Consider the following 24293-nt stretch of genomic DNA (forward strand, 5'->3'; position numbering starts at 1 on the left):
CGGCTCTGCAGGTAAACCTACATATACTAGTGTTCCATTATTCCAACGCTACACAAGAAATTCTTAATCGGTCAGCTCGAAAGACGCTTCCTTAACGTCTCTTGCGTTTGGTCCGATGAATAGCTTAAACAATCCAGCTTCGGCCTTGAAGCTTTTGTCCGGCAAATAATATTCCAAATCTTCTTCCTTGACATCGAATGTCACGACTTGTATCTCACCCGGCTGCAACTTGGTTTTGCGGAACCCCTTCAACTCCTTGACCGGCCTAACGACGCTGCCGTGGAGGTCTTGTATATAAAGCTGAACAGTTTCTTCGCACGTAAGATCTCCGATATTCTTTACTTCGACGCTGGCCGACAAGGACTCCGTCCTTGACATGACACACTTGTCTAACAGAGGCTCCGTATATTCAACAGCGGAATAACTCAAGCCAAAACCAAACGGATAGAGCGGCTCGTTCGGGCTGTCTAGATACTTTGAGTTGAACTTCATATTCGCATTATCGGGTGTGACCGGGCGACCTGTATTGAAATGATTGTAGTAGACTGGCACTTGTCCCGCATGATGCGGGAAGCTCATCGTAAGACGGCCTGACGGATTGTATTCACCTAGCAGTACGTCCGTGATGGCATGACCGGCTTGCGATCCGGCAAACCAAGTTTCGACGATAGCATTGACGTGCTGATCAAACCAATCCAAAATTAGCGGACGGCCGTTTGTCAGCACAAGCACCGTCGGCTTGCCGAGGCCAACAATCGCTTCCGCAAGTTTTCGTTGAACGGCGGGCAGCTCAATATCGGCCCGAGATGCCGCTTCACCCGACATGTTGCTGTCTTCGCCGAGCGCCAGCACGACAACGTCCGCACGGGTTGCGGCAGCAAGTGCCTTGTCAAAGCCTCCCTCGATTTCGCTGTCGACCTCACACCCCGATGCGACAAACAATCGTTCGCTTGTGAATCCTTTGGCGACCAGACCGTCGCGCAGCGTGACCGTCTCCATCCCATAACGGGTAAACTGCCACGGTCCGAGCAGGTCTTGACTTGCCGCAAAAGGGCCGATCAGCGCAACCGTTCGCCCGTCATTCCGGAGCGGCAACACTCCGTCGTTCTTGAGCAGCACGATCGATTTGCGGGCCAAATCCCGACTCGCTTCAAGATGCGCGGTATTGAAGTGGTATTCCATCTCCTTCTCCGGCTGCACATAGCGAAACGGATCGTCCATGATGCCAATCTTAAACTTGAATGTCAGAATGCGTCGTACGGCCTCGTCTATCTGCTCTTCCTTGATAACGCCTTCCTTGATGAGTTCTGGCAAATAGCCGAAATATAGTCGTGTCACCATCTCGATATCCATGGTGGCCTCTAGCGCCAGCTTCGCTGCTTCCTTCCTGTCCTTGGCCGCGCCGTGGATATGAATCTCTTCGATAGCGCCGTAATCAGAAATTAACATTCCGTCGAAGCCGAGTTCATCCCGAAGCAGGTCATTTAGCAAATATCGGCTGCCCGCGACGGGCATGCCCTGATAGATGTTGAACGCGTTCATCACCGATCCGGCTCCGGCTTCTATCCCTGCTTTGAAAGGCGGAAGAAAGACATTACGAAGCGTCCCTTCGGAAATGTCGACCGTGTTGTAGTCCCGGCCTCCTTCAGCCGCGCCATATGCGATGAAATGCTTAAGGCATGCGATTATAGTCTCGTTGTCGAACAAGTTGTCACCTTGGAAGCCTTCCACCTGCGCCCTAGCGATGAGCGCTCCAAGATAAGGATCCTCCCCGGCCCCCTCAACGACCCTACCCCAACGAGGGTCTCGGGTAATATCGACCATAGGGCCATGGTTGAATGTCGTTCCCGAAGCGGCCGCTTCCTTCGCGGAGATAGCGCAAGCACGTTTGATCGCTTCGAGATCCCAGCTGCATGACCAGGCAAGGGGCACAGGGAATATCGTCTGGAAACCGTGAATGATGTCTGCGTTGAATAGCAATGGAATGCGATGCGGTGACTGTTCCACCGCAATCTTCTGCAGCTCGAATACGCGGTTAATATCAAAGGCTCCTAGAATCGAGCCTACTTTTCCTTCAGCGACCAGATTCTCCGTCGGCTCTGATTCAACGTCGCTGCCAAAGGAGAAATCGGAAGCACCACTCTGGGACATCTGACCGATCTTGTCGAGGAGAGTCATTCGATCGAGCAACTTCTCGACCTCTTGGCGTATGTCCGCTTCCGAACGCAAATTGACACCCGATTTCCGGTACGGCTTCACCTTCGGAATAAGATCCTCGCTAAGCGAACGGCCGCGCCCACGTTCACCTTCGATTTGCAGTTCCCCGATGAATGGTATCGTGACCGTTCCGCGGAACGTATCGCCTTCGAACGTTAGCGTTACGCACACCGGATCCGGGGTGAAGAATGAACGCCCCTCCGCGCAAAGATTATTCCCTTCGATTTGGGCATCCATTGGCAGAATGAATGCTGGCGTAGGTTCACTATTTACCGCGAGCTTATAGCCGTCCTTTTCCGTTATGGAGAATAACAGCTTGAAGACGGACCCGTTAACCGTCTTTATTGCATGCCATATTCCGATCATGATCTCAGACGCTCCTTCGACAAAAATACCTTTATTTGACGGCACCAATTGTAATCCCTTTTATGAAATACTTTTGGAAGAACGGATAGGCAATCAGAAGCGGCAGGACACCGACAACTGCAATGGCCATCCGGACCGAAGTGCTCGGCAATTCAGCCATCGTTTCGTTGGCAGAAGATGCCAAGCTGCTGTTATTCGACAGAAATTGAATATCCGAAATGATCCGGTTCAGAATGTTTTGGATGCTGAACAGGCTCGGATCTGTAACATACGTTAAGCCGTTAAACCAGTCATTCCAGTACAGAATTGCTTCAAATAGTCCGATCGTTGCCATAATCGGCATGGAGAGCGGCAGAACGATTTTGTAGAAGATCTTGATCTCACCTGCGCCGTCGATGCTTGCGGCCTCAACCAGTGCAGGGGGAATCGAGGTGATGAAGAACGTGCGGACAAGCAAGACGTTGAAGCCATTCATGAGCAGTCCAGGAATGAGCAGCGCCCAAATCGTGTTCTTAATGTCGAATACAAGCGTATAGATCAGATAGGTCGGGACGAGCCCACCGTTGAACAGCAAGGTGAAGAAGACGAGAAACGCCCAGAAGTTTCGTAACGGCATATCTGTGCGCGACATCGGATAAGCGAGCATGGACGTGATCGCGAGACTCGTGACCGTGCCCACGACCGTTATGAAGATGGTAATGCCGTATGCGCGGCCAAGTTCATTCCAGTGCGACCACAAATACTCATAAGCGGTCAGACTTAGTTGTTCCGGGAAATAGGAATAACCGTTTCGCACGATGCTGTCTTCGCTCGTGACGGATGAAATGATGAGAAGCAGAAACGGCACAATGCAAGCCAGCGCGAAACCCATCAGCAAGACATGGGGAATCCATTTTGTCAGATTACTTTCATGAGTCATCAGTTGTCACTCCTAGAATAATGCGTTTTCTTTATTATATTTGCGTACGATATAGTTTGAGACGATGACGAGCACGAAGCCAACGATCGACTGATAAACGCCTGCCGCAGACGACATCCCCACATCTCCAAGATTCATTAATGCGCGGTATACATACGTGTCGATAACGTTTGTCGTCTCTGCGAGAACTCCCGAATCCATTGGTACCTGATAGAAGAGTCCAAAGTCGGAATAGAAAATGCGTCCAATGGCAAGAAGAGTCATCATCGTAATAACAGGCATAATCAACGGAAGGGTAATCGTACGGATCTGCTGCCAGCGCGATGCGCCGTCCAGTGTAGCCGCTTCGTAATATTCCGGGTCGATGCTAATGATCGAGGCCAGATAAACGACACTAAGGAAGCCGACACCTTTCCAAATGTTAACGATCGTAAGAATATATGGCCAGTATTGTTTCTCGGAATACCACGAAATGTTATCCATCCCGAAAATCGGCAATACCGTATTATTGATGAATCCCGTATCGCTGCTGAGCATGGCGTAAACGAGATAACTGACGATAACCATAGATATTAAATGCGGCAATATGATGATGCTTTGGTAAAAACGCTGAAAAAACTTTTTGCGGACCTCGTTTAGCAGGATTGCAGTCGCGATCGCACCAACTGTGTTGATTAGTATGAACAGTACGTTGTAGAGGATTGTATTCCTGGTAATAATATAAGCATCCGTTGTTTTGAACAAATATTCGAAATTTTTAAACCCGATCCAATCGCTTCCCAATATCCCCTTCGCATAATTGATATCTTTGAATGCGATGATCATACCGAACATTGGCAAGTAATTGTTAATGATAAGGTAAGCCAGCCCCGGTATCATTAACAGAAATAGCGGCGCGTATTTTTTCCATTTCGCTTTCGTGTACATTTACAATCACTTCCTTGCTAAGACTGGTAGTTTGGAGATAGCGCAACCCAATCAACAACATGGTTAACTGGATTGCGCTTGCATGCTTGCGAGCTCAATCGATCCGTTTATTTGTTGGCAGCCGCCCACTCGTCCAATTGTTTCTGCTTCTCTGCGATAATCTTGTCGATACCCGCATCTTTCAGTTTTGCTATAAACTCTGGAAGTTCTTTCTCAGGATCAATCACGCCGGATTCAAGAGCGATACGATATTGACTTGCGACGTTGGTCACCGCGGCGAATTCCGTCTTGACAGAAGTGGAATCGAACATAAAGCCGAGCGCTTTCGACTTGATCGCGCGATCGTTGAATGCTTTCATATCATCCCACTGCTTCTCGTCGTCTCCTTTAAAGGTATAAGACAAGAATTGATTGCCGAACAACCAACCTAATCCCGTGTAACCAACGTTGCTCGATTCAACACCATTCGGATAATCGATAACGTTATCTGATACCTTCACATAGTGTTTGCCTTCGATGCCCCAGTCGAATAGGTTTACAATGTCTTTGTCGGTATACATAAGGTTGAGGAACTCCATTACTTTCTCTGGCTTTTTAGAGTTACTAGCAATCCCCCACATGATCTTGGAAACCGTGCTTGTGCTTGCGAATGGCGGCTGCATCTCAACCGTAATCATTTCCGTACCGGAGTTGCGCGTCTCTTGATGGGCGAAGCCAGGCTTCATCGAAGCCAAGTTGCCAGCGCCTTTACCAGCCTTGATTATGTCTGCCGACGACTCTTTAATGGTAACAGCATCTTTCGCAATGTATCCGGCCTCATACCATTTCCGCATCAATTTCAAGTTGCTTGCATATTCATCCGTTTCGAACCAATTGACAACCTTCAAATCATCTTGTCCGTAATTAAGCAGAACGCCAAAGTCGTCGCCTAGCGAATCGCGAGTGACGAACGAGCTGAACGCTGAAGCTCCGACACCGTTCACAAGCGCGGTCATGTTCGGCTCATTCGACTTGATTGCTTCAAGCACAGGCTCGAGATCTTCGATCTTTTTTACGCTGCTCAGATCGATCTGATTCTTGTCGGCAATATCCTTCCTCATTAGGAAGCCGTAACTTTGGGCAAGGTCGCGGATGCTCGGTACGGCGTAAGATTTTCCACCGATCATCGCCGCTTTCGAATAGTCAGGACCGAGTGCCTCAGTAATCCCTTGGCCTTTGCTGGCTAGCAGCTCGTCCAGTTCGACTAACTGGCCTTTGGCTACTTGATTCGCATAGGTGGTTCCGAACAACGGGAACAAATCGAGCTTCTCGTTGCTCGTCAACATCAAGTTGATCTGGTTATTCCAAGCGCTGAAACTAATCGGCAGCATTTTTACTTTAACGTTGATTTTCGCCTCTGTAATTTTGTTGATCTCATCCTGTACGAGTAGAAGATCTTTCGGAACGCTGCCAAAGCTGAAGTATGCCATGGTCAGTTCATAAGGCGGTTCTTGCTTGTCACCCTGATCGGTATTGTTCGCTGCCCCTGCATTGTCCGAAGCCTTGTTGCCTTGCGTATTGCCGCCATTCGAGCTGCAGGCCGTAACCAGCATCATGACGACAAGCAAAGCAGTCAACCAAGAAGATTTCCGTTTCATATTTTACTCCCCCCGAAATGTAAATATTTTTGATGCTTCTGCGATAGCTGATAATCGTACCGCCGAAGATCTTGAGTTCATCTTACAGCATCGGAATATACACGCTCTACCAAGATGTCGACTATTGCATATGAGGATATCGACCACTAGTTGCGTAATGAGAAAGAGGAGGGCCAGTGGCCGCTCCTCAGCTCTCATATATCCGGTCGATTCGCACTCCATGTCCATCAATTAATCAGTTCGGCTTGCTTGCCCCTTCATGCCGGAATTCAATCGGATTCTTATTGGAATACTTCCTGAACATTCGGGAGAAATGCGAAAAATTTGAATACCCAACCTGCGCGGCAACGACGTTGACCGGCAGCGACGTCTTGAGCAAAAGTTCCTGGGCGACTGCCATCCTTTCACGGGTGACGAATTCCGTAACAGAAATTCCCTTCTCCTTCTTAAAAACCCTGTCCAAATAGTCGGGATTCAGAAATACATGCTTAGCGATATCTTCCCTCAAGAGAGTCGTTCCGATATGCTTCGTGACGAATGCGATAACACGATCGACGACGGATTCGGATTGTTCAACCGAAATGACATATTCAGTCGCTTTCATTGCGACATGGCGGACCCAGGCTGTCATGTCCTTGACTGACCGTGCAGCAGAGACCGACATCTCGACCGACCGATCATCGCCGAATAATTGATGCGCTTGTATGCCCTTCGAATGCAAGTAGCCATAGACCAACTGCAGGAAATCCTGATGAAACTGATGCAACTTCTTGGCATCCAATCCGCCTAGGCGGGACAGCTTCTCCAGGCTCTCGGCCGCTTCTTCCGCAAGCTTGCCTGAGTCGCCTTCCTTCAGCAGCATCGTCCACAGTTGGGAATTTATGGTTTTATAGGCAGTCGTGACAGAAGAAAGCCCGTCCAGCCGTATAACTAGATTGTCGCGCGCGACGTTGTCGCGGTCTAGCATGAATAGTCGATCTGTCATTGTCGGCAGATCATGCGGGTATGCCGGGTCGCCGACATAACAAGATAGATCACAGTAGAAATAATTGTGGGACGACGCGATGAAGCCTTCGCAGCAATGAATCAAACGCGCCATTTCCTCATTCGCGAGCGAATCGCAGGATAGGATTGCTAGAAGTGCCCTTTGGCCGATTGGCAACAATTGGCCGTAATCCCCCACTGTGAGCAGCGTCTCCTCTGCTGAATTGCGGATCGCATACTCCAATATTTTCTCGTCGCGCAGGCTCAGTTCTTTATGCCATCGCTTTACGACAATTAAGACCGGCACAAATTGCATATGCTCAGAGTAGGGAATATTCCTTTCTTCCGCCGCTTGCCGGATTGCCTCTGGATGCGTCGGAATAGACCGGTTAAGAATATCCAGCCAGAACCGTTCGATCAATAACGGCTGATGCTGCACCCAGTATTGGCCATATCGGCTGTACTCTTCTTTCTTGGATGATTCGTCTCTCTTTGCGATCGCACGGGCAATAACGCCTTCGAGCTCGGGAATCGGTAAGGGCTTAAGTAAATAATCGAAACTTCCGAGCTGGACCGCTTGTTTGGCATAATGGAAATCTGCATGACAGGTAAGGAAGATTGATTCCGTAGTGGGATGATTTTCCTTAACCCATGCGAGTAGCTCTAAGCCGCTTCCTTGCGGCATTTCGATATCGCATAACAAGAGGTCTATTGAATGTCGGGCGAAAACGTGTTTCGCATCTTGAACATTATAAGCTGTATGTACTTCTGAAACGCCAATCCTCTCCCAATCAACGGCGCTCTTGACCCCTTCCACGGCATGAATCTCATCGTCTACAAGCAGAACCCTTACCATGAATCATTTCCCCTCTCTATGTACCCAAATGCAGTGGCAGCCGCATACGTATCTCTGCTCCGCCTTCGGGCGCATTTGAGAATTGGATGTGCGCCCGGTCGCCATATAACAAACCCAGCCGCCGCTTTACGTTCCAGATGCCGATATGTTCCGCGCCTTGCGCGTCCACAATGCGGTTCCCGGTACGAATTTCTCGTAAAACCTCTTCAGTGAACCCGCTGCCCCAATCTCGTACCACGATTTCGATCATCGGCGCTTCGCGGTTGTCATCAAGATCTACCCGAACGACAATCGCGACGGGTCCTTCCGATGATACAGCATGCTTAATCGAGTTCTCGACGAAAGTCTGAATAACAAGCGGCGGTATTCGCGCGCTTAACAAAAATTCGGGAGCTGATATTTCGAACGTCAGCTGATCTGGGAAACGCAGCTCCTGGATGCGGATGTAATTCCGGATATGCTGCAGCTCGTCCTTAAGCGGCAAGAACGTTAGATTGCTGCTGAACATGTAGCGGAAGTATTGGACGAGACTAATCGCCATCTCCTGAATAAGAGCATAATTTTTTACCAGAGCCAAATTATAAACGATATTCAGTGAATTCATGAAGAAGTGTGGATTGATTTGCAGCTGCAGATGCTGCAGCTCCGCCTTCTGTTTATTCAGCTGCTCCTCGTACACATGAATACGAAGTTCCTGAATCTGTTCCATCATTCCGTTGAATGTATGGTTCACCATACGGAACTCGTCAGAAGTAGGGAACGGTTCGATCCGTGCGTTCAAGTTGCCATCGCCAATTCGCCGCATAGCCGCCATGATCCGGTTCAACGGCCGCAGTACCATGTTTCGAAGCAGCAGCAGACATAGAGGGACTAAAATAACGGCACCGATCGATATAATCGCCACAATCCGCCGTAAATAAGGCAGGTTTCCCAGTATTTGATCGTCAGGAATGAGCGCGATCAAGCTGAATTCTCCCTTGGAAGATCGTTCACCGACGACAAGATGTTTCACTTGGGTCCCCGATAAATAATAGCTGCTCAAGTCGCGGTTCAAGTCGATGCCGAAGTCGGCTACCGTCTCTTCATGTGTCATCGGCACTCCGTTTTCCGTCGCGAACAACGATAAACCACGTTCGCCCAACTCCAGCAAGTTGAGCGGAACCGAAAGCCTTTCGATATTAACCCACGCGCCGACATAGGCGTCACTCGTCTGTAAGATACGAAAAAAGTAGTACGTTTCACCGATCCGTTTGACGTACCAGCTGCGCTTATCGAATTCCTTCGTATCCTCCAGCTCTCTAATGAGACTTCGAATATATGACCTGACATTATTTCTTTCCTGCGTGTTATTGCCAAAACCCCGGAATACATCGAAGTAGTCCTGATCGGCGATTGAATAAACGAAGATGGAATCGACCGTCTTCAGCGTGCCGATATCGGCCGTCATTTTAGCATCAAGCCTGACCTTGGCGAGCACCCTCTGATCGCGATTCATGTAACTCATCATTTGGAGATCCTTGTCGTTTACGATCAAGTTCGTCATATAGGCGTCGAGATCATTCAAGTTGTCATCAATCTGGTCCATGTACAGGGAGATTAGGTTCCGATTCGATTCGGCGACTTGATGGCGCACGACGGTGATGGCGTATAAATTGTTATAAATCAAAAATGCGATCATAGGGATCGTAATGAGCAACACGCTTAAGACCAGTTTTAGACGGATTGAATTCCATGAGATTCGAAACAATTGGCCTTTCATGTCAGACCCCCTCTAGTTGTATACATAGGCATGTATGATCATACTATTGTACCTTATTCTTACAGAAACATGTTTCACAAAGAAACGGTCGATCAAGGATATCCTTGACCCACCGTCTCTCTTCTTATTCGTTATGCAAACTTTTCAAGCTGAATTTAATCCTTCTGTATGATGTTCAACTCCCGGTTAATGATGGCTAACAATTCCGGAGGAATATTGTATTGTACGATTTGAGACATTTTCTGTATGGACATAACACCCATCGTCACCTCGAAGAACGGGTTGTTCGTATAGGCTTCGAAATATTTGAGAAATACTGCTTTGGCCGCTTCATTACCATACAAAACTTCGATCGTGTCGAACGTTGAAAAATATCCTTCTTTGATTGGGCTTGCTTCCGCATTCGTCAGATCGAATTTTTCGAACCAATTGACGACATTAAATACTTTCTTCGTGTTTTCGAGCACATAGCCGGAATCACGTTCGTACACACGACGAAGCGTCATTTCGTCCGTGAAGACGTTGCCATGGTCGTCAAATCCTTCGACCGTCACGTGATGCTCCCCGTATGCAAGTGCTACGTTTTTCAAAATTTTCATTGACTCATTGCTTTCGATTTCGATAAGGAAAACGCCGTTTTTATAAACTTTGACTCGTGACAGATTAGTCAGAATAACAATGTCATTCATTTCTTGATGCCGATTGACGAAACGACGTCCGGCCAGATAGACGAAAGGTTCCTGAGACCAATAGGACTTATAAAGATAGAATGCATCTTTTTTTAGTTTGCGGTCGATCGAAACAAGCCCTTTCAAGTTTTTCCCTGTTTCGCCGCCTTCCCTTCGATTGGCACTCCCGAAGTCGAACATGTTCCATACGTAACCGCCTTGGACGAAAGGTCTCGAATTGATCGTTTCTAACGCATTATGATGGAACATCAGTTGATATTCTTCCGTATAGTCTTGAACTTTAGGTTCATACGAATGAAACTTCGGATTCGTATCCACCCCGTATTCGGAAAGTATAAGCGGTGTGTTCGGGTTAGTGTGATGAAATGCATCAAATCGTTCACCGAGTTCCTTTATTTCACCGTAATACCAGCCATAATATAGGTTATAACCAACAATATCGGTATATGTGTTAATGACGCTATCGTCTTCGACTCCGTTGATGTTTGCTTGTGCGGTCAATCGATTGGGATCCAACTGTTTGGCCAATGCCGCCAACTTCTTGATTGTGTTATGGGTATGTTCCGTCTCAACGGCAATCGTAATTTCATTCTGTACGCCCCAGCAATAGATCGAGCAATGATTGTATGCCTGTTTGATGAGCCTTTCCAACTGTTCTAATGCGTTATGATTTTCAGGGTCCTTGGTGGAAGGAATGCTAATGTAAGGAATTTCAGCCCATACAAGCAAACCATAACGGTCGCACAAGCTATAGAAATAATCGTCATGCTGATAATGCGCGAGACGAACGCTGTTTGCTCCAATTTCCCGAATCAACGCCATATCTTCATCCATGTGCGTTTTCGTAATAGCGTTTCCAACATTGCCGTAATCTTGATGGCGGCATACGCCGTTGAGCTTGATCGGTTTGCCGTTTAAGATCACCCCGTGTTCGGCCGTAGCCTCGATCGTCCGGAACCCGATGGCGATATTACGCGTATCGCGCACCTGTCCATCACTGATGACGGATATAAAAGCAGTATACAGATATGGATTAATGATTCCGTTCCAAAGGATCGGACTGTCGATCTCGTTCTGGAACTCGAACTTGTTTACGCCGTCAAGCATCAATGGGGCTTTCACTTCGAAGACGGCTTGTCCCTCTTGATCCTTAAGCTGAAACAACACTTCTCCCTCATGCAGCACCTGGGCTTCATTGACGACTTGACCGTGAACAGACAACTCAAAAGAAGTTTCACTGGTTTTGCGTTGCGATAAATAAACGCCGTCCCGACCGTTGTCCATGACATCAAAATGGATATCGCCCATGACCAGAAGATTCACTTCCCTGTACAGACCGCCGTAGAACGTGAAATCTGCCAAAAGCGGTAACACCTCGTTGTCATAACTGTTATCTACCAATACGGCAATCAAATTTTCTCCTGCCATCAGGTATGGATTCAAGGCTACGCGGAACATCGCATATCCGCAACGGCTCTCTCCAGACAGCGAGCCGTTGATGTACACCTGACCGATATTTCCTGCAGCCCCGAATTCCAGGTATAACCGTTTTGTCAAATCTTCCTCTGAAATTGCCAGCTTCCGCTGATACCAGCATTTCCCGCGATAATAGGATTCGATGCCGCCTTGCCCATCGGTTTCGTTCCAAGTGTGGGGCAGTTCTACGGATTGCCCCTCCGGTATGGATTGAGTCGCAAACGAGGGGTCATTGTGTTTCGAGAACGTCCAGTCATCGTTTAGAGCGTTGATTTGCATCATCTAGATTACCTCGCTTTTATATTTGTATCGGACAAGTGAATCCGTTCTGAATGATTGGAAATCATCGCTTAGTCCAAATATCGAAATTTCTCCTCTGATCATAAACCATCTCATTTACAGTCACTACTCGGATGTCGACTTTCGCGTGTCATCAGGTCGACTATTTTCAGAAAAATTTTTCTAGGCTAGGCGATCCCAAAATCATAGAAAAGCTCATGTCCTACTGCAATAGGCATGAAAACATTGGTGAAGTTATATTTCCTTAACTGGGATAAAAAGAGAACGATCTTTATTTCCCAACTCATACACTCACCAAAGAGACCTTTCTCATACGCATCAACTTTTATTTTTATCGATCCCAGAGTAACCTTGACCAAATCGGAAACTAGATGATTATATATCGGGAATTTTTCGGGTAAGTATATATTTCGAACAATCAACTAAATACATACTCTAGAGGAGATGCACTATCAACACCTTTTGGAAGTGGAGCAAATATTCTATTACCCCATCAAACAAACGGGACTTGTATGTCAGATAGAATTCCTATTCCAATGGTCTCACTACCTGTAGCTTATTGAAACCCTTCATCTGCACGATAAAGGCCCAAGCACTTAATTACATCTTACAAATGTATCCGGGGAACCATCCGCGGTACGCTAGGAAACAGATTTGACGTCCCTGTCCCCTTCAAGAAGCGCATCGATTATCACGTGAATACACGTACAGTTTTAGAAGGTAAAATCTTATAACGCTGCTGAATACAGGAAAGGCCCACATTCCAAGGAATGTGGGCAGGGGGGGAATCCTATTTTCATTTCGTTTAAAGATCTGCAATCCTTAAGCTGCTCCACGCTAAATAAATGCATACTACTGCTGCAATGAAAAAGGCGCCAGATACCTTCTTATTTCTCCGCATTTTTATTCCATATGAACCGAAGAAAATTGCCGCAGCTAACTTGGAAAAGCTTTGATAATAACCATGATCCGAAAAATATGAGCTGCTAAATACAATCGATAGAAACAAAGCCGATAGAATCATTACTTTGAACCACATAGGCTCGCTTAAAAATTGTCTATATAACGCTTTAATTGGTTGCATGTAGGGAGGCTTCCTTTATCATTTGGTTTGACTGTTTCACTCATACCTATAATTCTCGATGCATTAACGATTAGTCAAAAGTCCTGTTATGCTGAAATAAAATATTCTTTAATATCGCTTCAATTTAAATTCAACTTTCTGCATGATCACGGGGGTCATTTCGGTGACAAATCATCTTATTTCTTGTGACATTAGTACGTCCAACGTGTGACAATAGTAGGTATTACCCACAGTAATTTACACAATTCTTCGGGCGTTGGGAAAAGACGAAGTGTGGCCAATGAACCGATACACATGATGTTTTTGAAAACTTGTCGCAACTCAGGAAAAACAACGTCGACCCAGCGATGAATTTGGTTCTTCGCACTAACGAGTCTCGTTACTACAGAGTCGCGGTTTGAGAGAAAGATACGTAATTCTTCAAATGCTTCTGGTGTGTCTTCATCGTTTGAGAAGGATAGAGGATTTCCGACCACAATTCCTAGGAAATTAACAGCACGAGCGACATGCGTTTGCTGTGCGATGTCGATCCCAACGACTAGATGTTGAGCGGTAATTTTTTCAATGAGTTGATTTTGTCTCGCTTGCGATTTTTTTTACAAAGCTGATAATTAATGCTCTACAGTAATGCTATCGTTACCCGTCCCTCGTTTTTAAGGGTTTATCTCACATATACTCACTCATTCGCAGGATTTCGTCACCTTGGATCAAGTCCATCTCAGGAAGCAACGCAGTTGCTGCCGGTTGAGGTGGTGGGCTGAGCATGCGGAAATAGAGGAATACTCAGGAAATATTCCCCAGGCGATCTCTACTGCACGCATACTCCACATGATCCCTGGAGGTTCACCCTCCCACAACTCAACGGGTCAATGCCCTTACATTCCTTCGTTATACCTGTCCAAGGTGTGGAGACCGATAGCGTTTAGCGGATGGGTCAGAGCCCTTTTGGGTAACGAACTCGGTCCTCCGTGCTTTCTTTGTGAAATCCTGCGAATGAGTCAATATACGTGATGCTGCTTAGCTTAAGCTGCTTCTGTCCAGCTCAGGACGGTTTTCTCTGGCGTGAACTTTTCTCCCCGTTGAACAATACCAACTAGAATTCGTGCCAGCTTTCCTATTAACTTAAATATGGATTGTTGCTTTTTCATTTTCTTTTCTTTCACATTATGCTCATGCAGATGGCGGAATACGGGGGTGTTCCAAACGAGCTGAACCGTCGCGAGATAGAGATATTTTCGCAGGGCTGAGTCTCCTCGTTTCGAAAGAACAATTCGTCCTTTTCGCTTTCCTGACGTACTTTCAGCCAAATTCAGGCCAGCCTTCCGTAATACCTGACGGCCATGCGCATACTGTCTTAAATCTCCTGTGCCTGCTAGTATGGCCGCGGTGAAGATCTTACCGAGACCTTTTATGGTGCGAAGTTGCTGTGCCATTGGAATCTCAGAAAGCAGGGATTCGATGTCCTTTTCAATCTGTTCAAGCATGGTGGTAACGCGCTCATATTCTTCAATGAGCCGTATTAAATCTGCCTTCGATTCTTCTACTGCGGTCCGATCTCCGACACTGCGTTTAGCATGAGCGATGAGCTGTGCAGCCTTCTCAAACCCCGTAGAACCCCCAGCGCGCTGCATATGAGTTCTCCAAGCACTGATCACATCCGGTATTGCATACGTCTCCAAATCCTGTGGGCAAGGGAATGTCTTGAGGGTCGCCAATGATCGCTTACAGGTCCAGTCTTTGAATACGGATGGATACTCAGGAAAGCGAATGTCCAGCCAGCGTATGATTCGATTCTGCAGGCGTACACTGTTCGACACCCAGAATTCGCGGTCACTCATTATGGTCCGTAAGCGTTAAAACACAAGCGATTAACGCGTGTACTCATAGTAGAAGCCCCGACTTACTGAATCTGCGATAATAAGTGCATCTTTTGGGTCGTTCTTTGATGGACTATTATCTCGATTTTCTTTATTGCGCTTCGTCGTAGCAGGGTTAACCATAACCACGTGTAATTCCTTATCTGCTAACCAGTTGGCCAGGTTAAACCAATAATGGCCGGTTGGCTCCATGCCGATGATGAGCTTCTTTAATCGGTGTTTCTGCTGTAACTCCGTCATCCAGCGGATCAATTTTTCAAAGCCTTCCATGCTATTTGAGAATGAGAGATGTCGTTTGGAAACCACGATCCCACGGAAATTCGTAGCTTGTGCTACATGCGTTTCTTTGGCCATGTCGATCCCTACGACGAGATGCGAGGTGGTAATTCGTTCAATCCGTTGATTTTGTGCGTCTGATTGCTTAAACTTCATAGTAAGAGCGCCTCCTTGATGGTGTATTGGACAAACCCATCATACCGAGGCGCTCCTTTTTTTGACAAAGGCTATTTCTTAGCCTCAACAGGAATGTTTACTACGCCTTATTTAAATTGCGAGAAATGTGCAAATAAAGAAGGAAGACATGTTCCAAAAGGAGTTTGTCTCCGTCAATCCCAATATTTCTTCTGTTTTTTATTTATTTTTATATTGAGATACATTGGTCATCTTTTAATCTTGTAACTTCACACTTTTCAAGGGCTTCAAACTCTTCTAGTCTATCTTCTATTGACTTACCTGTACCATCTTTAAACAAGTCTTCTCTATCGTAACGAGGAAAGATAAGTTTGCTTGTTAAATCTAATGCAGTAAAATCCTCTATATTTAGTGTATTCATTTGCGGAGTGAAGAAATGAACAATTTTAATGTTCGGTCCGAGTAGTATTGCTCCAGCACTTACTCCAACAATCACCACGTTCTGTGATGCTAATTTTCTTAAGATTTCATCAGCACCACTTTTCTTAGTATGGAATAACAAATTAAACGGATTTCCACCACTGATATAAATTACATCGTTTTGTGTAAGGATTTCAGGATTATCGAACTCTAAATCAATGAAATCAATATTCTGGAAGCCCATTCCTTTAAAATCTTCTTTTGCTTTTTGTGCATACCTATTATTCTCTTTTTGTGGTGATGCTGTTGTAATGATTGTTGCCTTCATCTGACTTTTTTCCCCGTGAATGAATTTTAAAAATTGGTTCTTAATAGCCTTTGTATAAAAACCGTTAGAGGTTAATAATATTTTAGCCATATGGGTCTCCATTCTTCTCACTTATTCCAGTTTCTATTTCCCTTATTTTAACAGAAACATATAAGAGGCTTAATCTAAATTTAAGTTATTCTGCTCGATAGTTTAGCGAAGAAAGCCGCGAGTCTATTGCTCATTAGATATTTAATATATTCCCGTTCAGTATGTACATGTTGATGCTTTAGAAGAATTGATTTTTATCGCTAATTAAACGAATTTCATTAAGAACTGTATGTTTTTGTATCCTCAATATCTGAACTATTTAGCCAATCTGGCTCATTATGCCTAATCTGATAAAACCGAGCTGTTACATTTTCACCATTAGGATCGCAGCTCAATAGAATCTTAAATGTTCTCTCAAGATGGTGGTTCTTGCGAAGTAACATTTCCCAGGTATAGATTAAATCCAATCCCAATGAGAGTCCTTCTACATGTATATGGTTAATTGAAGCCTCACAATCAGTCCGATCCAAATAGTTTGTTCTACTATAGTACTGCTAGCTTGCTTTGAATATTGGTAACCGTCATTTAATCCTCCAACGGTTTTTCCTTTTTTTTTCAATTAGATACTTAAAACAACCTTAACTGAAAATAAAAATTCACAGTCCAAAAAATATCAATTAGGAGAGCTTAAAATGACCCTCCTTGATGCACTGATAACGATTAAGTAACAAATCTAATTCTTGTGATTTCTTCACTACCTCTTTGGAAGAAAGTCCATACCGAGAACTTGCTTCTATCAGTTCTCTCCGCTTACGTTCAATGGCTTCTAGGGTACGTGCTCTCTTATCCATTGAACCCCTCCATCCCATTTATTGAAACAAATTCACATTATTCCATAATTACTTATCTTAGTTGATGTCGGACTAGCCACCTTGAGCGAACATCATTGAATGTTTCACGCTCGACGCCTTGTGGTAGGACCGACTAAACGGGTACCGAAGACCAAATAGGAATAGGTTAAACCAAGTTCAGCTAGCTCATTCCTCGAACCGGGCTTCGAACGCACGGGCGAATAATTCATGATCGCGACGCCCGTAGGCACCCCGCGATTTCGCATCGAGATAATAGGCAAGGAAACCGCCGGAACAAAGAACGTTGACTGAACTTCTCTGCTTTCGTCATGAAGCATTTGGCAGTATGTAAAATCTACCTCATTCAATTGTTTATCCGATAGCCAATATGTAACTTTCAATTAGCGAGCGTACATTATAATCGTGTCGCTCTCAGCACAACCATCTTGTAACGACTGGACGGCTGCGGTATTGAATCAGTCTGATATCTTTCGCTCCAAGTGCTTTTTACTGGCTTCTGATCAGTTGCTTTGGATTGGGGTTCTGCCTGCTTCCTATTCTTTTCCTCATCAGAAATGAAGACCTTTTGAAACAACTGATGGAAACCTTGTTCCTTACTCCGTTTGCCGAAAGACGAGAAAGTATGAAATAAAGCCCAAGACAGACTCTGTCACTATTACGATTATGTAAGCGTTTTCTTATATGAATTTACTTTACAACCTTAGTCCGGTTAAATACCGAACTAAGGTTGCTTAAGGCTAATTCTCTAGAGTTATCTTCTTGACAGGAGTAAGTTCAGTCCAGACTAACGGTAGTTTGTTATTCGAATCATTTATCGCCTAACAGAAATGAAAGATAGGTTTATTAATTCCGTCTTATACTGTTACTTCCGAATTAATGGACATCATTGGATAAAGAGCCAGAGAAATCACTTTAGCTTCCCCGCCAATAACATACAGTTCCAAATCTGTGCTATTCGCATCCGGAAAAATTTGATCGGTAATAACTAGTTCGCCATCATTTGCAAACACCTCAAGCGAGGAATGGTCCACAAAGATGCGAAGCTTCAAACGGCCGTTTTGAAGCTCAAAGTTTACACCATGCTTGCATGGGAACGATTCATGGAACCCGCTTTCTCCGGACTTTGTCCGGTCAACATCCAACAGCTGTAAAGCTACATTGTAGCTGATAACGGTTTCCTCGGAATCGGACTTCCGAAGTTTGAAGCCGACCTCTTCAGCATTGGCCAAATCGATTTCGCATTCCAGCTCATAGCTGCCCAACTTCAAATCAGCAAACAAATTTTGATTAGGGATGATCGTCGTTTCATTCCAGCTCTGCTCCTGCAAGCGAAGTTTGTTGAGTTCAGCAAACGGCTCCTGCACCAATCTGATGCCAGCTGTGCCGGACTTCAGACGCAAAACCCGCGGCAGCGTCATCGCACTTCTCCAGCTATCTGTCGGAGTAAGATTTGCATATTTCCAATTGCTCATCCAACCGATAAATAGCTTGCTATTATCCGATGTGTTTACATCAGACCATGTTACGCCTGCATAATTATCTCTTCCGTGATCCAGCCATAGCACAGTCTCAGGATAAGAATCGTTAACAAACGTATGTCCGTCGAAATCGCCGATGAAGTATTGAGTTCTTGAGCCTTCCGTAAAGTCCGGATTATCGCCAATACTGACAATCATTAACCACTTAGTTTGTTCAGTATTGCCATCAACCGGCAGTTCTATCAAATCGGGACATTCCCAGACCCCGTCATGCGATCCTTCCGATGCCCCAAATTCGCTTTCAAAGTTCCAATCTTTGAGATTGGTCGAATGATAAATTTGAATCCGGTCTGCCGCTGCAATAACCATAACCCATTTACGATTTGCAGCATGCCAGAATACTTTCGGATCGCGAAAATCTGTAATTTGCTCATTAATTAGTACAGGATTTCCTTCATACTTCGTCCACGTACGGCCTTTATCCGAACTATAGGCCAAACTCTGGCGCTGCCTTGGACGGTCGGAATCGGGATAGGTATCCGCATGAGTGAAAATAATAACCAATCCTGGCTTACCACCGAATAGACCGCTCGTATCTTCCCAATCCACTACTGCGCTTCCAGAGAATATTGCTCCATTATCATCCGGCTTCAAGGCAACAGGGCGATGCTCCCAGTGAACCAAATCTTTGCTAATTGCATGTCCCCAATGCATTGGCCCCCATGTAGTACCGTGAGGGTGATGCTGATAAAACAGATGGTATTCCCCTTCGAAATATACCATACCATTCGGGTCGTTCATCCAATTCTCCGAAGGTGTAAAATGATATTGTGCTCGGAACTTCTCAGTATGATGATTTGACAAAACTTTCACTCCCGCCAACTTGAACTGCCCGTTCGTACTCGTTAACCTCAAGCATACCCCGTCAGTTGTATTTTTTTGTTGTGTTTCATTTGAATACGTGCCCATTTTATTGTACTGATTGATACGGATCGTTTAACTGATCAATCCCTCTAGCACAATATTCTTTTCTTGTTTTTACAACTATCCAACCTTTGTCAAAGCCCAATCCGTTTGCTCTAGCTACGTTCTGGGTAAAAAATTGACTTTTCGTTATCAGCTGTCTATTACAATTTACAATCTAAATTAAATTATGTCAACATAAAATTGTGCATTTAACCTATACAATCATTCTTTTTTGCTTAAAAGTAAACATATTCACGATTACACTTAGAAAAACACTAAATATCATTCGTTTTTTTTGTTCATTAAAATAAAAATTACAATTAAAAAAAGTTACGCAATCACGTTATTGACTATTATATTTGCGCAAATGTAAATTTTGTAGTGATTTTTCAGATGGAGGGCTATAGCCCAAAGAGAGTGCATGATTGGTTCAACCATCACGCACTCTCTTTGGGCCGCAGATCTTCTTTCTTTTTCTAAAACGGACGCGCTTCCTTAACTCTCACGCTATACGCTCTCCGCTTTACCCTTTTCTTCAGCCTTGTAGTAAGACTCGATACAAATAATGGAGATCCGGAATCGATGCTCGCGCAACGGATCAGGAATGTCGTAGCCTACTCTTTCCGCCAGCAGGCATATGGCCTTACTGCAGTTACTGCCGGTCATCAGCCAGCTCAGAATCGTACGTGCTTGCATAAGCGCTATACGGCCGGATTCGGCAAGCGTAATAGGAAGCACCTGAGGTAACTGAAGCCTGCTCTTTATTTTTGCACAAGTGCTCACAGAAGGATCGGATTTCCCTTTATGACAATAAATAAGGACATTTAAGCCCTCTAGCCACTGACTATTCATTTCCATCAGTTTTATTATCGCTTCGTCCAGCGACTGTATGTCGTCAATATCGATGATATCCGAAAATAAAATCGTAACCTTATCTCTTAATGCCATACTGTCAGAACACCTCCACCTTGGCAGTTATTCATACTGATGCAAGGAGCAGCCATAATACCCGCCAAATCCTACAGTGATGGCCAAATATAAGTCACCCTTTCGCAGTCTTCCACTGCTAACCGCTTCCTCAATATTCAATAAAATGTCCGTATTATGCAAATGACCCATCTTGCCTAGCGTATCCGTATAAAACAACTCCATTGAACAGCCCAAGGCTTTAGCGAGTATACTCCATGTATCCAGACCCAAATTCGTACATAGAATAAGACTAATTTGGTGCATCGTTGTTCCGGACTCCCTCAATACCTGATTAACCACTTGCCTTACGGACAAATAAAAAGTCGAAAAATACATTTTGATCCGTTCTGGAGTTGAATCGTAGGCAATTCCATCAGCTTTCAATCCTGAAGCTAATACTTGGTGTCCGTGCTTAGCGTTGCTCTTACATAACGCCGCGCTTGCTGCGTCCCCGAAAATCATAAACGTATCACTACGTTCTGCACCATTTCTCGCTTTATCGGCCGTTACGAACAATATCGCTTCGTCCTCCGATGCCACCCCCGTCAGAAACCCTTTGGATAAATACACATATAAATGGAAAGTGGCACAACCGTATTCCTCAAGCTTAAGAACAGGTACCTCTTCAAGGGAAAATTCGTGCAGAAGTCTCATAAACAAGTTTCTCGCCTGTTCTATGGGATTCGTTACACTTGCAAATACGATGGCTTGCACCCGCAATCCACTCTCCGCTGCGCGCGTCAGCAACGGAGCGGATACCCGGTAAATCATCTCCTCCAGGCTACATATCTGTTCTTCCGGAATATAGCGAAAGCCACTTGTCTTGTACTCTTCCTCTTGCATACGCAGTGAAACTCCCTGGCAACCTAAATCCCATATAACCTGCTCTACCGGGGTCTGCTGATCCGGAATATATACGCAGCTATCGACAATTGTAATAGAAGCCGCCATCAGATTGAAGTCTTCTTGTACAAATGCAAAATTTGATACTTTCTTTTTCCCGTCCGCATGTCATCATAAAGTGGTGTGCCAGGAACGCCCATCGTCCACTTGATGGCCCCCTCGTCTTCGAGGGCCCCATCCAGCGCAACAAGACGGTTCTTTCTCGACAGATCGCTTGCAAGCAGGACATGCTGCGAAATGTCGCGTTTTATAATCGCTTCAAAACCAAGGCTTTCCAAATATCGTATACCTTCGTCGAATTTGTTCACGTGCAAATCATCCGCGTAAACAAACAAGCCCCCCGGCTTCAGGACGCGAAACACCTCATCATAGAAACGATTAATCTGCGGATATAGATCAGAAGCTTCAATATTTAACACCAAATCGAAGCATTCATCGGAAACAGGCAGCGCCTCCGCGTCTCCAATGCAGAAGAACGCATTCTCGTAGCGATTGCTAGAGTGGCAGAACGCGACATTCGCTTCCGTAAGGTCCAGTCCCGCTACGATGCGGGGGCGATAGCTTTTGCACAACGCACGAATATTACCGCCTCTGCCGCATGCAATTTCCAGCACGTCCTTGCCCTGTACCTCAATCCCGTCCATAATTTCCCGAAGCAGCTTTAAAGATTGTTCATTCACGCCTCCCGTGGAATTTCCCGCCGTTTGATCCTGAGCCTCTGCGTATCCCCAATTGATAAATGCAGAGAACCGTGATACCCCGTTGTCAGCCAGTGCTTGATTGAATGCAGTGAACATTTGTCTGACGGAATCCTTCTCCGCTTTATGCTCATCCTCCGATTCACTTGGCAGCAGGCAAGGAATGCCCCCATCAGCATAACGGTAGCTTTCTTTACATGTAACACACCCTAACAAACCCTCAATACTCATAAGCGGCTGCTTGCATCGCGGACATGCCCATGCCATGATTGCTGCCTGGGGCTTAAGGTTATTCATCGCTCGATTCCCCTTTCTATCCCTGACAGCTCTGTAGACCGCTCCTTCTTAATCAAATGGATGATTTTGAACACACGCTTGCCCGTTTGCATATCCTGATGGTTCTGTGTTCCGGGGGCCTCCAGCCACTCAAGTGTCCCAACATTGCCTTCAAACGAACCTCCGAGCGTGCTCATACGGGTACTAAGCGATTGTTCTCCCGACAGAAGCACATTACCAGTAATATCGCGATCCAGCGCCTTGAAAAAACCAAGCTTCTCCCATAACGCCTCGTAATGCGCAACATCTGAGGCATTCATAATATCCGCGTACAATAACGCCCCTTCGGGCTTTAATACCCGATGTGACTCGTAAAAAAAACGTTCGATGCGCGGGTATAAATGAGAGGACTCCACGTTCAGTACATAATCGCAGCATCCCGATTGAACGGGAAGCTCCTCTGCATCTCCGATGCAATAATATGCTTGTTTATAGCGGTTGTTTTTGTGGCAGAACTCAATGTTGGACGAAGTTAGATCAATGCCTACTACGCTGCCTGTCCCGTAATTTTTGCATAACTCGTTAACATTGCCTCCCCTACCGCAACCGACCTCCAATACGTCCTTCCCCCCAAGACTCATCGTCCCTACGATTTCGCTCAATAAATGGACAAAGCTCTCATTCACTCCTTGAAAACCGGAGCTTCCTGCCTTGTCCGAGGCGACATATCCCCAGTTGATAAAAGTTGAAAATCTGGATATCCCTTTTTTTTCAAGCGTACGGTTAATGGAGTCGTAAACGCCCTGTACCGCTGACTTGTGTGCCGCTTCCGATGCATGAGCACTATCCGCACCTTCAACCCCTTGCAACCAGTCTATTCGCATATTCGCCAATCCTTCCGTAAGCGGATACCGCAAACCGCATGCTGAGCAGATCAGGTGCAAATCCGCATGTTCCAGAGCCATCTTGCAATGCGCGCATGCCAGCTTAATGCCTGATAACGACCATAACGTATTCATTGCTCGAGCCCTCCTCATCTAGCCGCTTGCGCTGCTGTAATTTTTAATCGCTTTTTTCCAAATGAGACGAACAGCAATGAACAAAAGGACGGGCGCGCAAGCTCCCCATAACATCAAGCGTCCATCCATTCGGCCCATAACGCTCATCGGTGCAAAATTCGTAATGACAAGAAACGGCAGTACATAAACCCCAATTCTCTGGATCAGTTTGGAATAGATCGGCATCGGCATATTGTTGGCATCCCAAATCGCATAGAAAATACCGGCCAGCCCCCCCGTGTTGATAAACCAAAACGAAAGTATTGAAGGGATGATCATTAATCCGTACGTGATCATTAAGGCAGCCAGCAAATAAAACAGGAACAGACATATATTATTCACGTTCAAGTCAATGCCCATCGAGTTCCACCCGATCGATACCATCGTAATGCCAGCTATAAGATTAGGGATCGGCATCCCTAGATCTATATACCGTAACGACACCATAAACTGCAGGGAAATCGGCTTGACCATAAGCAGATCGAGCTCCCCAGTTCGGACATACTCCGGAATACGGACGAAATTAGTGAAGAACAGACCTGCGTACAAGCCCGTCATGATTGTATAAGTGCCCACGAACATCAATATTCCGTCAGGCGTAATATCACCGATATGCAAATCGGTCTCGTACACAACAACAACATACAGCAACTTCGAGAAAAGATAGGCGATTTCAACGGCAATTCCCAAAACAAAATTAGTGCGATACTCCATTTGCGCAATAAAGCAATTTTTCATAAACCGCAAATAAATGAGCAAATAGCTTTTTATCGTGCGCTGCCATCCCCCCACG

General features: G+C 45.6%; 16 protein-coding genes and 2 pseudogenes. All 18 read right to left on the bottom strand.

Going from position 1 to position 24293, the window contains the following annotated elements; translation table 11 throughout:
* Positions 1 to 63 precede the first annotated feature (63 nt).
* The 18 genes and pseudogenes from ACN6MW_RS07415 to ACN6MW_RS07500 all read right to left on the bottom strand — a co-directional run bounded on the left by ACN6MW_RS07415 (position 64) and on the right by ACN6MW_RS07500 (position 24292).
* Entirely contained in the window at positions 64 to 2583 is a 2520-nt protein-coding gene (locus ACN6MW_RS07415) for a glycoside hydrolase family 3 N-terminal domain-containing protein (RefSeq protein ID WP_419874891.1), read from the bottom strand.
* A gap of 31 nt (positions 2584 to 2614) precedes the next feature.
* The gene (locus ACN6MW_RS07420; RefSeq protein WP_419874892.1) at positions 2615 to 3502 is read right to left on the bottom strand and encodes a carbohydrate ABC transporter permease; all 888 of its coding nucleotides are present in this window, start codon (positions 3500 to 3502) and stop codon (positions 2615 to 2617) included.
* 12 nt (positions 3503 to 3514) lie between these two features.
* Entirely contained in the window at positions 3515 to 4429 is a 915-nt protein-coding gene (locus tag ACN6MW_RS07425; protein WP_419874893.1) for an ABC transporter permease, read from the bottom strand.
* 107 nt (positions 4430 to 4536) lie between these two features.
* A complete protein-coding gene (locus ACN6MW_RS07430; RefSeq protein WP_419874894.1) occupies positions 4537 to 6066 on the bottom strand; it encodes an ABC transporter substrate-binding protein in 1530 nt (509 codons plus the stop codon).
* Positions 6067 to 6301: 235 nt separating this feature from the next.
* Positions 6302 to 7906 carry a response regulator transcription factor gene (locus ACN6MW_RS07435; protein ID WP_419874895.1) on the bottom strand — a complete coding sequence of 535 codons (1605 nt, stop codon included), beginning with the start codon at positions 7904 to 7906 and terminating at the stop codon, positions 6302 to 6304.
* Between the two features lie 16 nt (positions 7907 to 7922).
* On the bottom strand, positions 7923 to 9665 hold the full coding sequence (locus tag ACN6MW_RS07440; protein WP_419874896.1) for a sensor histidine kinase: 1743 nt from the start codon (positions 9663 to 9665) through the stop codon (positions 7923 to 7925).
* A gap of 155 nt (positions 9666 to 9820) precedes the next feature.
* Positions 9821 to 12112, bottom strand: a complete 2292-nt coding sequence (locus ACN6MW_RS07445) for a glycoside hydrolase family 2 protein (RefSeq protein WP_419874897.1) — start codon at positions 12110 to 12112, stop codon at positions 9821 to 9823.
* Between the two features lie 823 nt (positions 12113 to 12935).
* Positions 12936 to 13214, bottom strand: coding sequence for a hypothetical protein (locus ACN6MW_RS07450; RefSeq protein WP_419874898.1), 279 nt, complete (start codon positions 13212 to 13214; stop codon positions 12936 to 12938).
* Positions 13215 to 13447: 233 nt separating this feature from the next.
* A pseudogene (locus ACN6MW_RS07455) lies at positions 13448 to 13780 on the bottom strand (hypothetical protein); the annotation flags it as partial.
* Positions 13781 to 14236: 456 nt separating this feature from the next.
* A pseudogene (locus ACN6MW_RS07460) lies at positions 14237 to 15523 on the bottom strand (IS110 family transposase).
* 208 nt (positions 15524 to 15731) lie between these two features.
* Positions 15732 to 16340, bottom strand: a complete 609-nt coding sequence (locus tag ACN6MW_RS07465) for a Type 1 glutamine amidotransferase-like domain-containing protein (RefSeq protein WP_419874899.1) — start codon at positions 16338 to 16340, stop codon at positions 15732 to 15734.
* A gap of 617 nt (positions 16341 to 16957) precedes the next feature.
* Entirely contained in the window at positions 16958 to 17131 is a 174-nt protein-coding gene (locus ACN6MW_RS07470; RefSeq protein ID WP_419874900.1) for an aspartyl-phosphate phosphatase Spo0E family protein, read from the bottom strand.
* An 875-nt stretch (positions 17132 to 18006) separates the two neighbouring features.
* Entirely contained in the window at positions 18007 to 19431 is a 1425-nt protein-coding gene (locus tag ACN6MW_RS07475) for a glycoside hydrolase family 32 protein (protein ID WP_419874901.1), read from the bottom strand.
* Positions 19432 to 20103: 672 nt separating this feature from the next.
* A complete protein-coding gene (locus ACN6MW_RS07480; RefSeq protein WP_419874902.1) occupies positions 20104 to 20544 on the bottom strand; it encodes a hypothetical protein in 441 nt (146 codons plus the stop codon).
* Positions 20545 to 20571: 27 nt separating this feature from the next.
* Positions 20572 to 21408, bottom strand: coding sequence for a 3-oxoacyl-[acyl-carrier-protein] synthase III C-terminal domain-containing protein (locus ACN6MW_RS07485; protein WP_419874903.1), 837 nt, complete (start codon positions 21406 to 21408; stop codon positions 20572 to 20574).
* A 107-nt stretch (positions 21409 to 21515) separates the two neighbouring features.
* A complete protein-coding gene (locus ACN6MW_RS07490) occupies positions 21516 to 22463 on the bottom strand; it encodes a methyltransferase domain-containing protein (protein WP_419874904.1) in 948 nt (315 codons plus the stop codon).
* A complete protein-coding gene (locus tag ACN6MW_RS07495; protein ID WP_419874905.1) occupies positions 22460 to 23461 on the bottom strand; it encodes a methyltransferase domain-containing protein in 1002 nt (333 codons plus the stop codon). Before ACN6MW_RS07495 ends, ACN6MW_RS07490 begins: the two co-directional genes overlap by 4 nt.
* Before the next feature lie 18 nt (positions 23462 to 23479).
* Positions 23480 to 24292 carry an ABC transporter permease gene (locus tag ACN6MW_RS07500; protein WP_419874906.1) on the bottom strand — a complete coding sequence of 271 codons (813 nt, stop codon included), beginning with the start codon at positions 24290 to 24292 and terminating at the stop codon, positions 23480 to 23482.
* Position 24293: the final 1 nt, after the last annotated feature.

This window comes from Pristimantibacillus sp. PTI5 (assembly GCF_048572955.1).
Lineage (GTDB): Bacteria > Bacillota > Bacilli > Paenibacillales > Paenibacillaceae > Pristimantibacillus.

Coding starts and splice junctions, on each gene's coding strand:
- ACN6MW_RS07415 (WP_419874891.1), bottom strand. CDS start 2,583: ATGATCGGAATATGGCATGCAATAAAGACGGTTAACGGGTCCGTCTTC.
- ACN6MW_RS07420 (WP_419874892.1), bottom strand. CDS start 3,502: ATGACTCATGAAAGTAATCTGACAAAATGGATTCCCCATGTCTTGCTG.
- ACN6MW_RS07425 (WP_419874893.1), bottom strand. CDS start 4,429: ATGTACACGAAAGCGAAATGGAAAAAATACGCGCCGCTATTTCTGTTA.
- ACN6MW_RS07430 (WP_419874894.1), bottom strand. CDS start 6,066: ATGAAACGGAAATCTTCTTGGTTGACTGCTTTGCTTGTCGTCATGATG.
- ACN6MW_RS07435 (WP_419874895.1), bottom strand. CDS start 7,906: ATGGTAAGGGTTCTGCTTGTAGACGATGAGATTCATGCCGTGGAAGGG.
- ACN6MW_RS07440 (WP_419874896.1), bottom strand. CDS start 9,665: ATGAAAGGCCAATTGTTTCGAATCTCATGGAATTCAATCCGTCTAAAA.
- ACN6MW_RS07445 (WP_419874897.1), bottom strand. CDS start 12,112: ATGATGCAAATCAACGCTCTAAACGATGACTGGACGTTCTCGAAACAC.
- ACN6MW_RS07450 (WP_419874898.1), bottom strand. CDS start 13,214: ATGCAACCAATTAAAGCGTTATATAGACAATTTTTAAGCGAGCCTATG.
- ACN6MW_RS07465 (WP_419874899.1), bottom strand. CDS start 16,340: ATGGCTAAAATATTATTAACCTCTAACGGTTTTTATACAAAGGCTATT.
- ACN6MW_RS07470 (WP_419874900.1), bottom strand. CDS start 17,131: ATGGATAAGAGAGCACGTACCCTAGAAGCCATTGAACGTAAGCGGAGA.
- ACN6MW_RS07475 (WP_419874901.1), bottom strand. CDS start 19,431: ATGAACGACCCGAATGGTATGGTATATTTCGAAGGGGAATACCATCTG.
- ACN6MW_RS07480 (WP_419874902.1), bottom strand. CDS start 20,544: ATGGCATTAAGAGATAAGGTTACGATTTTATTTTCGGATATCATCGAT.
- ACN6MW_RS07485 (WP_419874903.1), bottom strand. CDS start 21,408: ATGCAAGAGGAAGAGTACAAGACAAGTGGCTTTCGCTATATTCCGGAA.
- ACN6MW_RS07490 (WP_419874904.1), bottom strand. CDS start 22,463: ATGAATAACCTTAAGCCCCAGGCAGCAATCATGGCATGGGCATGTCCG.
- ACN6MW_RS07495 (WP_419874905.1), bottom strand. CDS start 23,461: ATGAATACGTTATGGTCGTTATCAGGCATTAAGCTGGCATGCGCGCAT.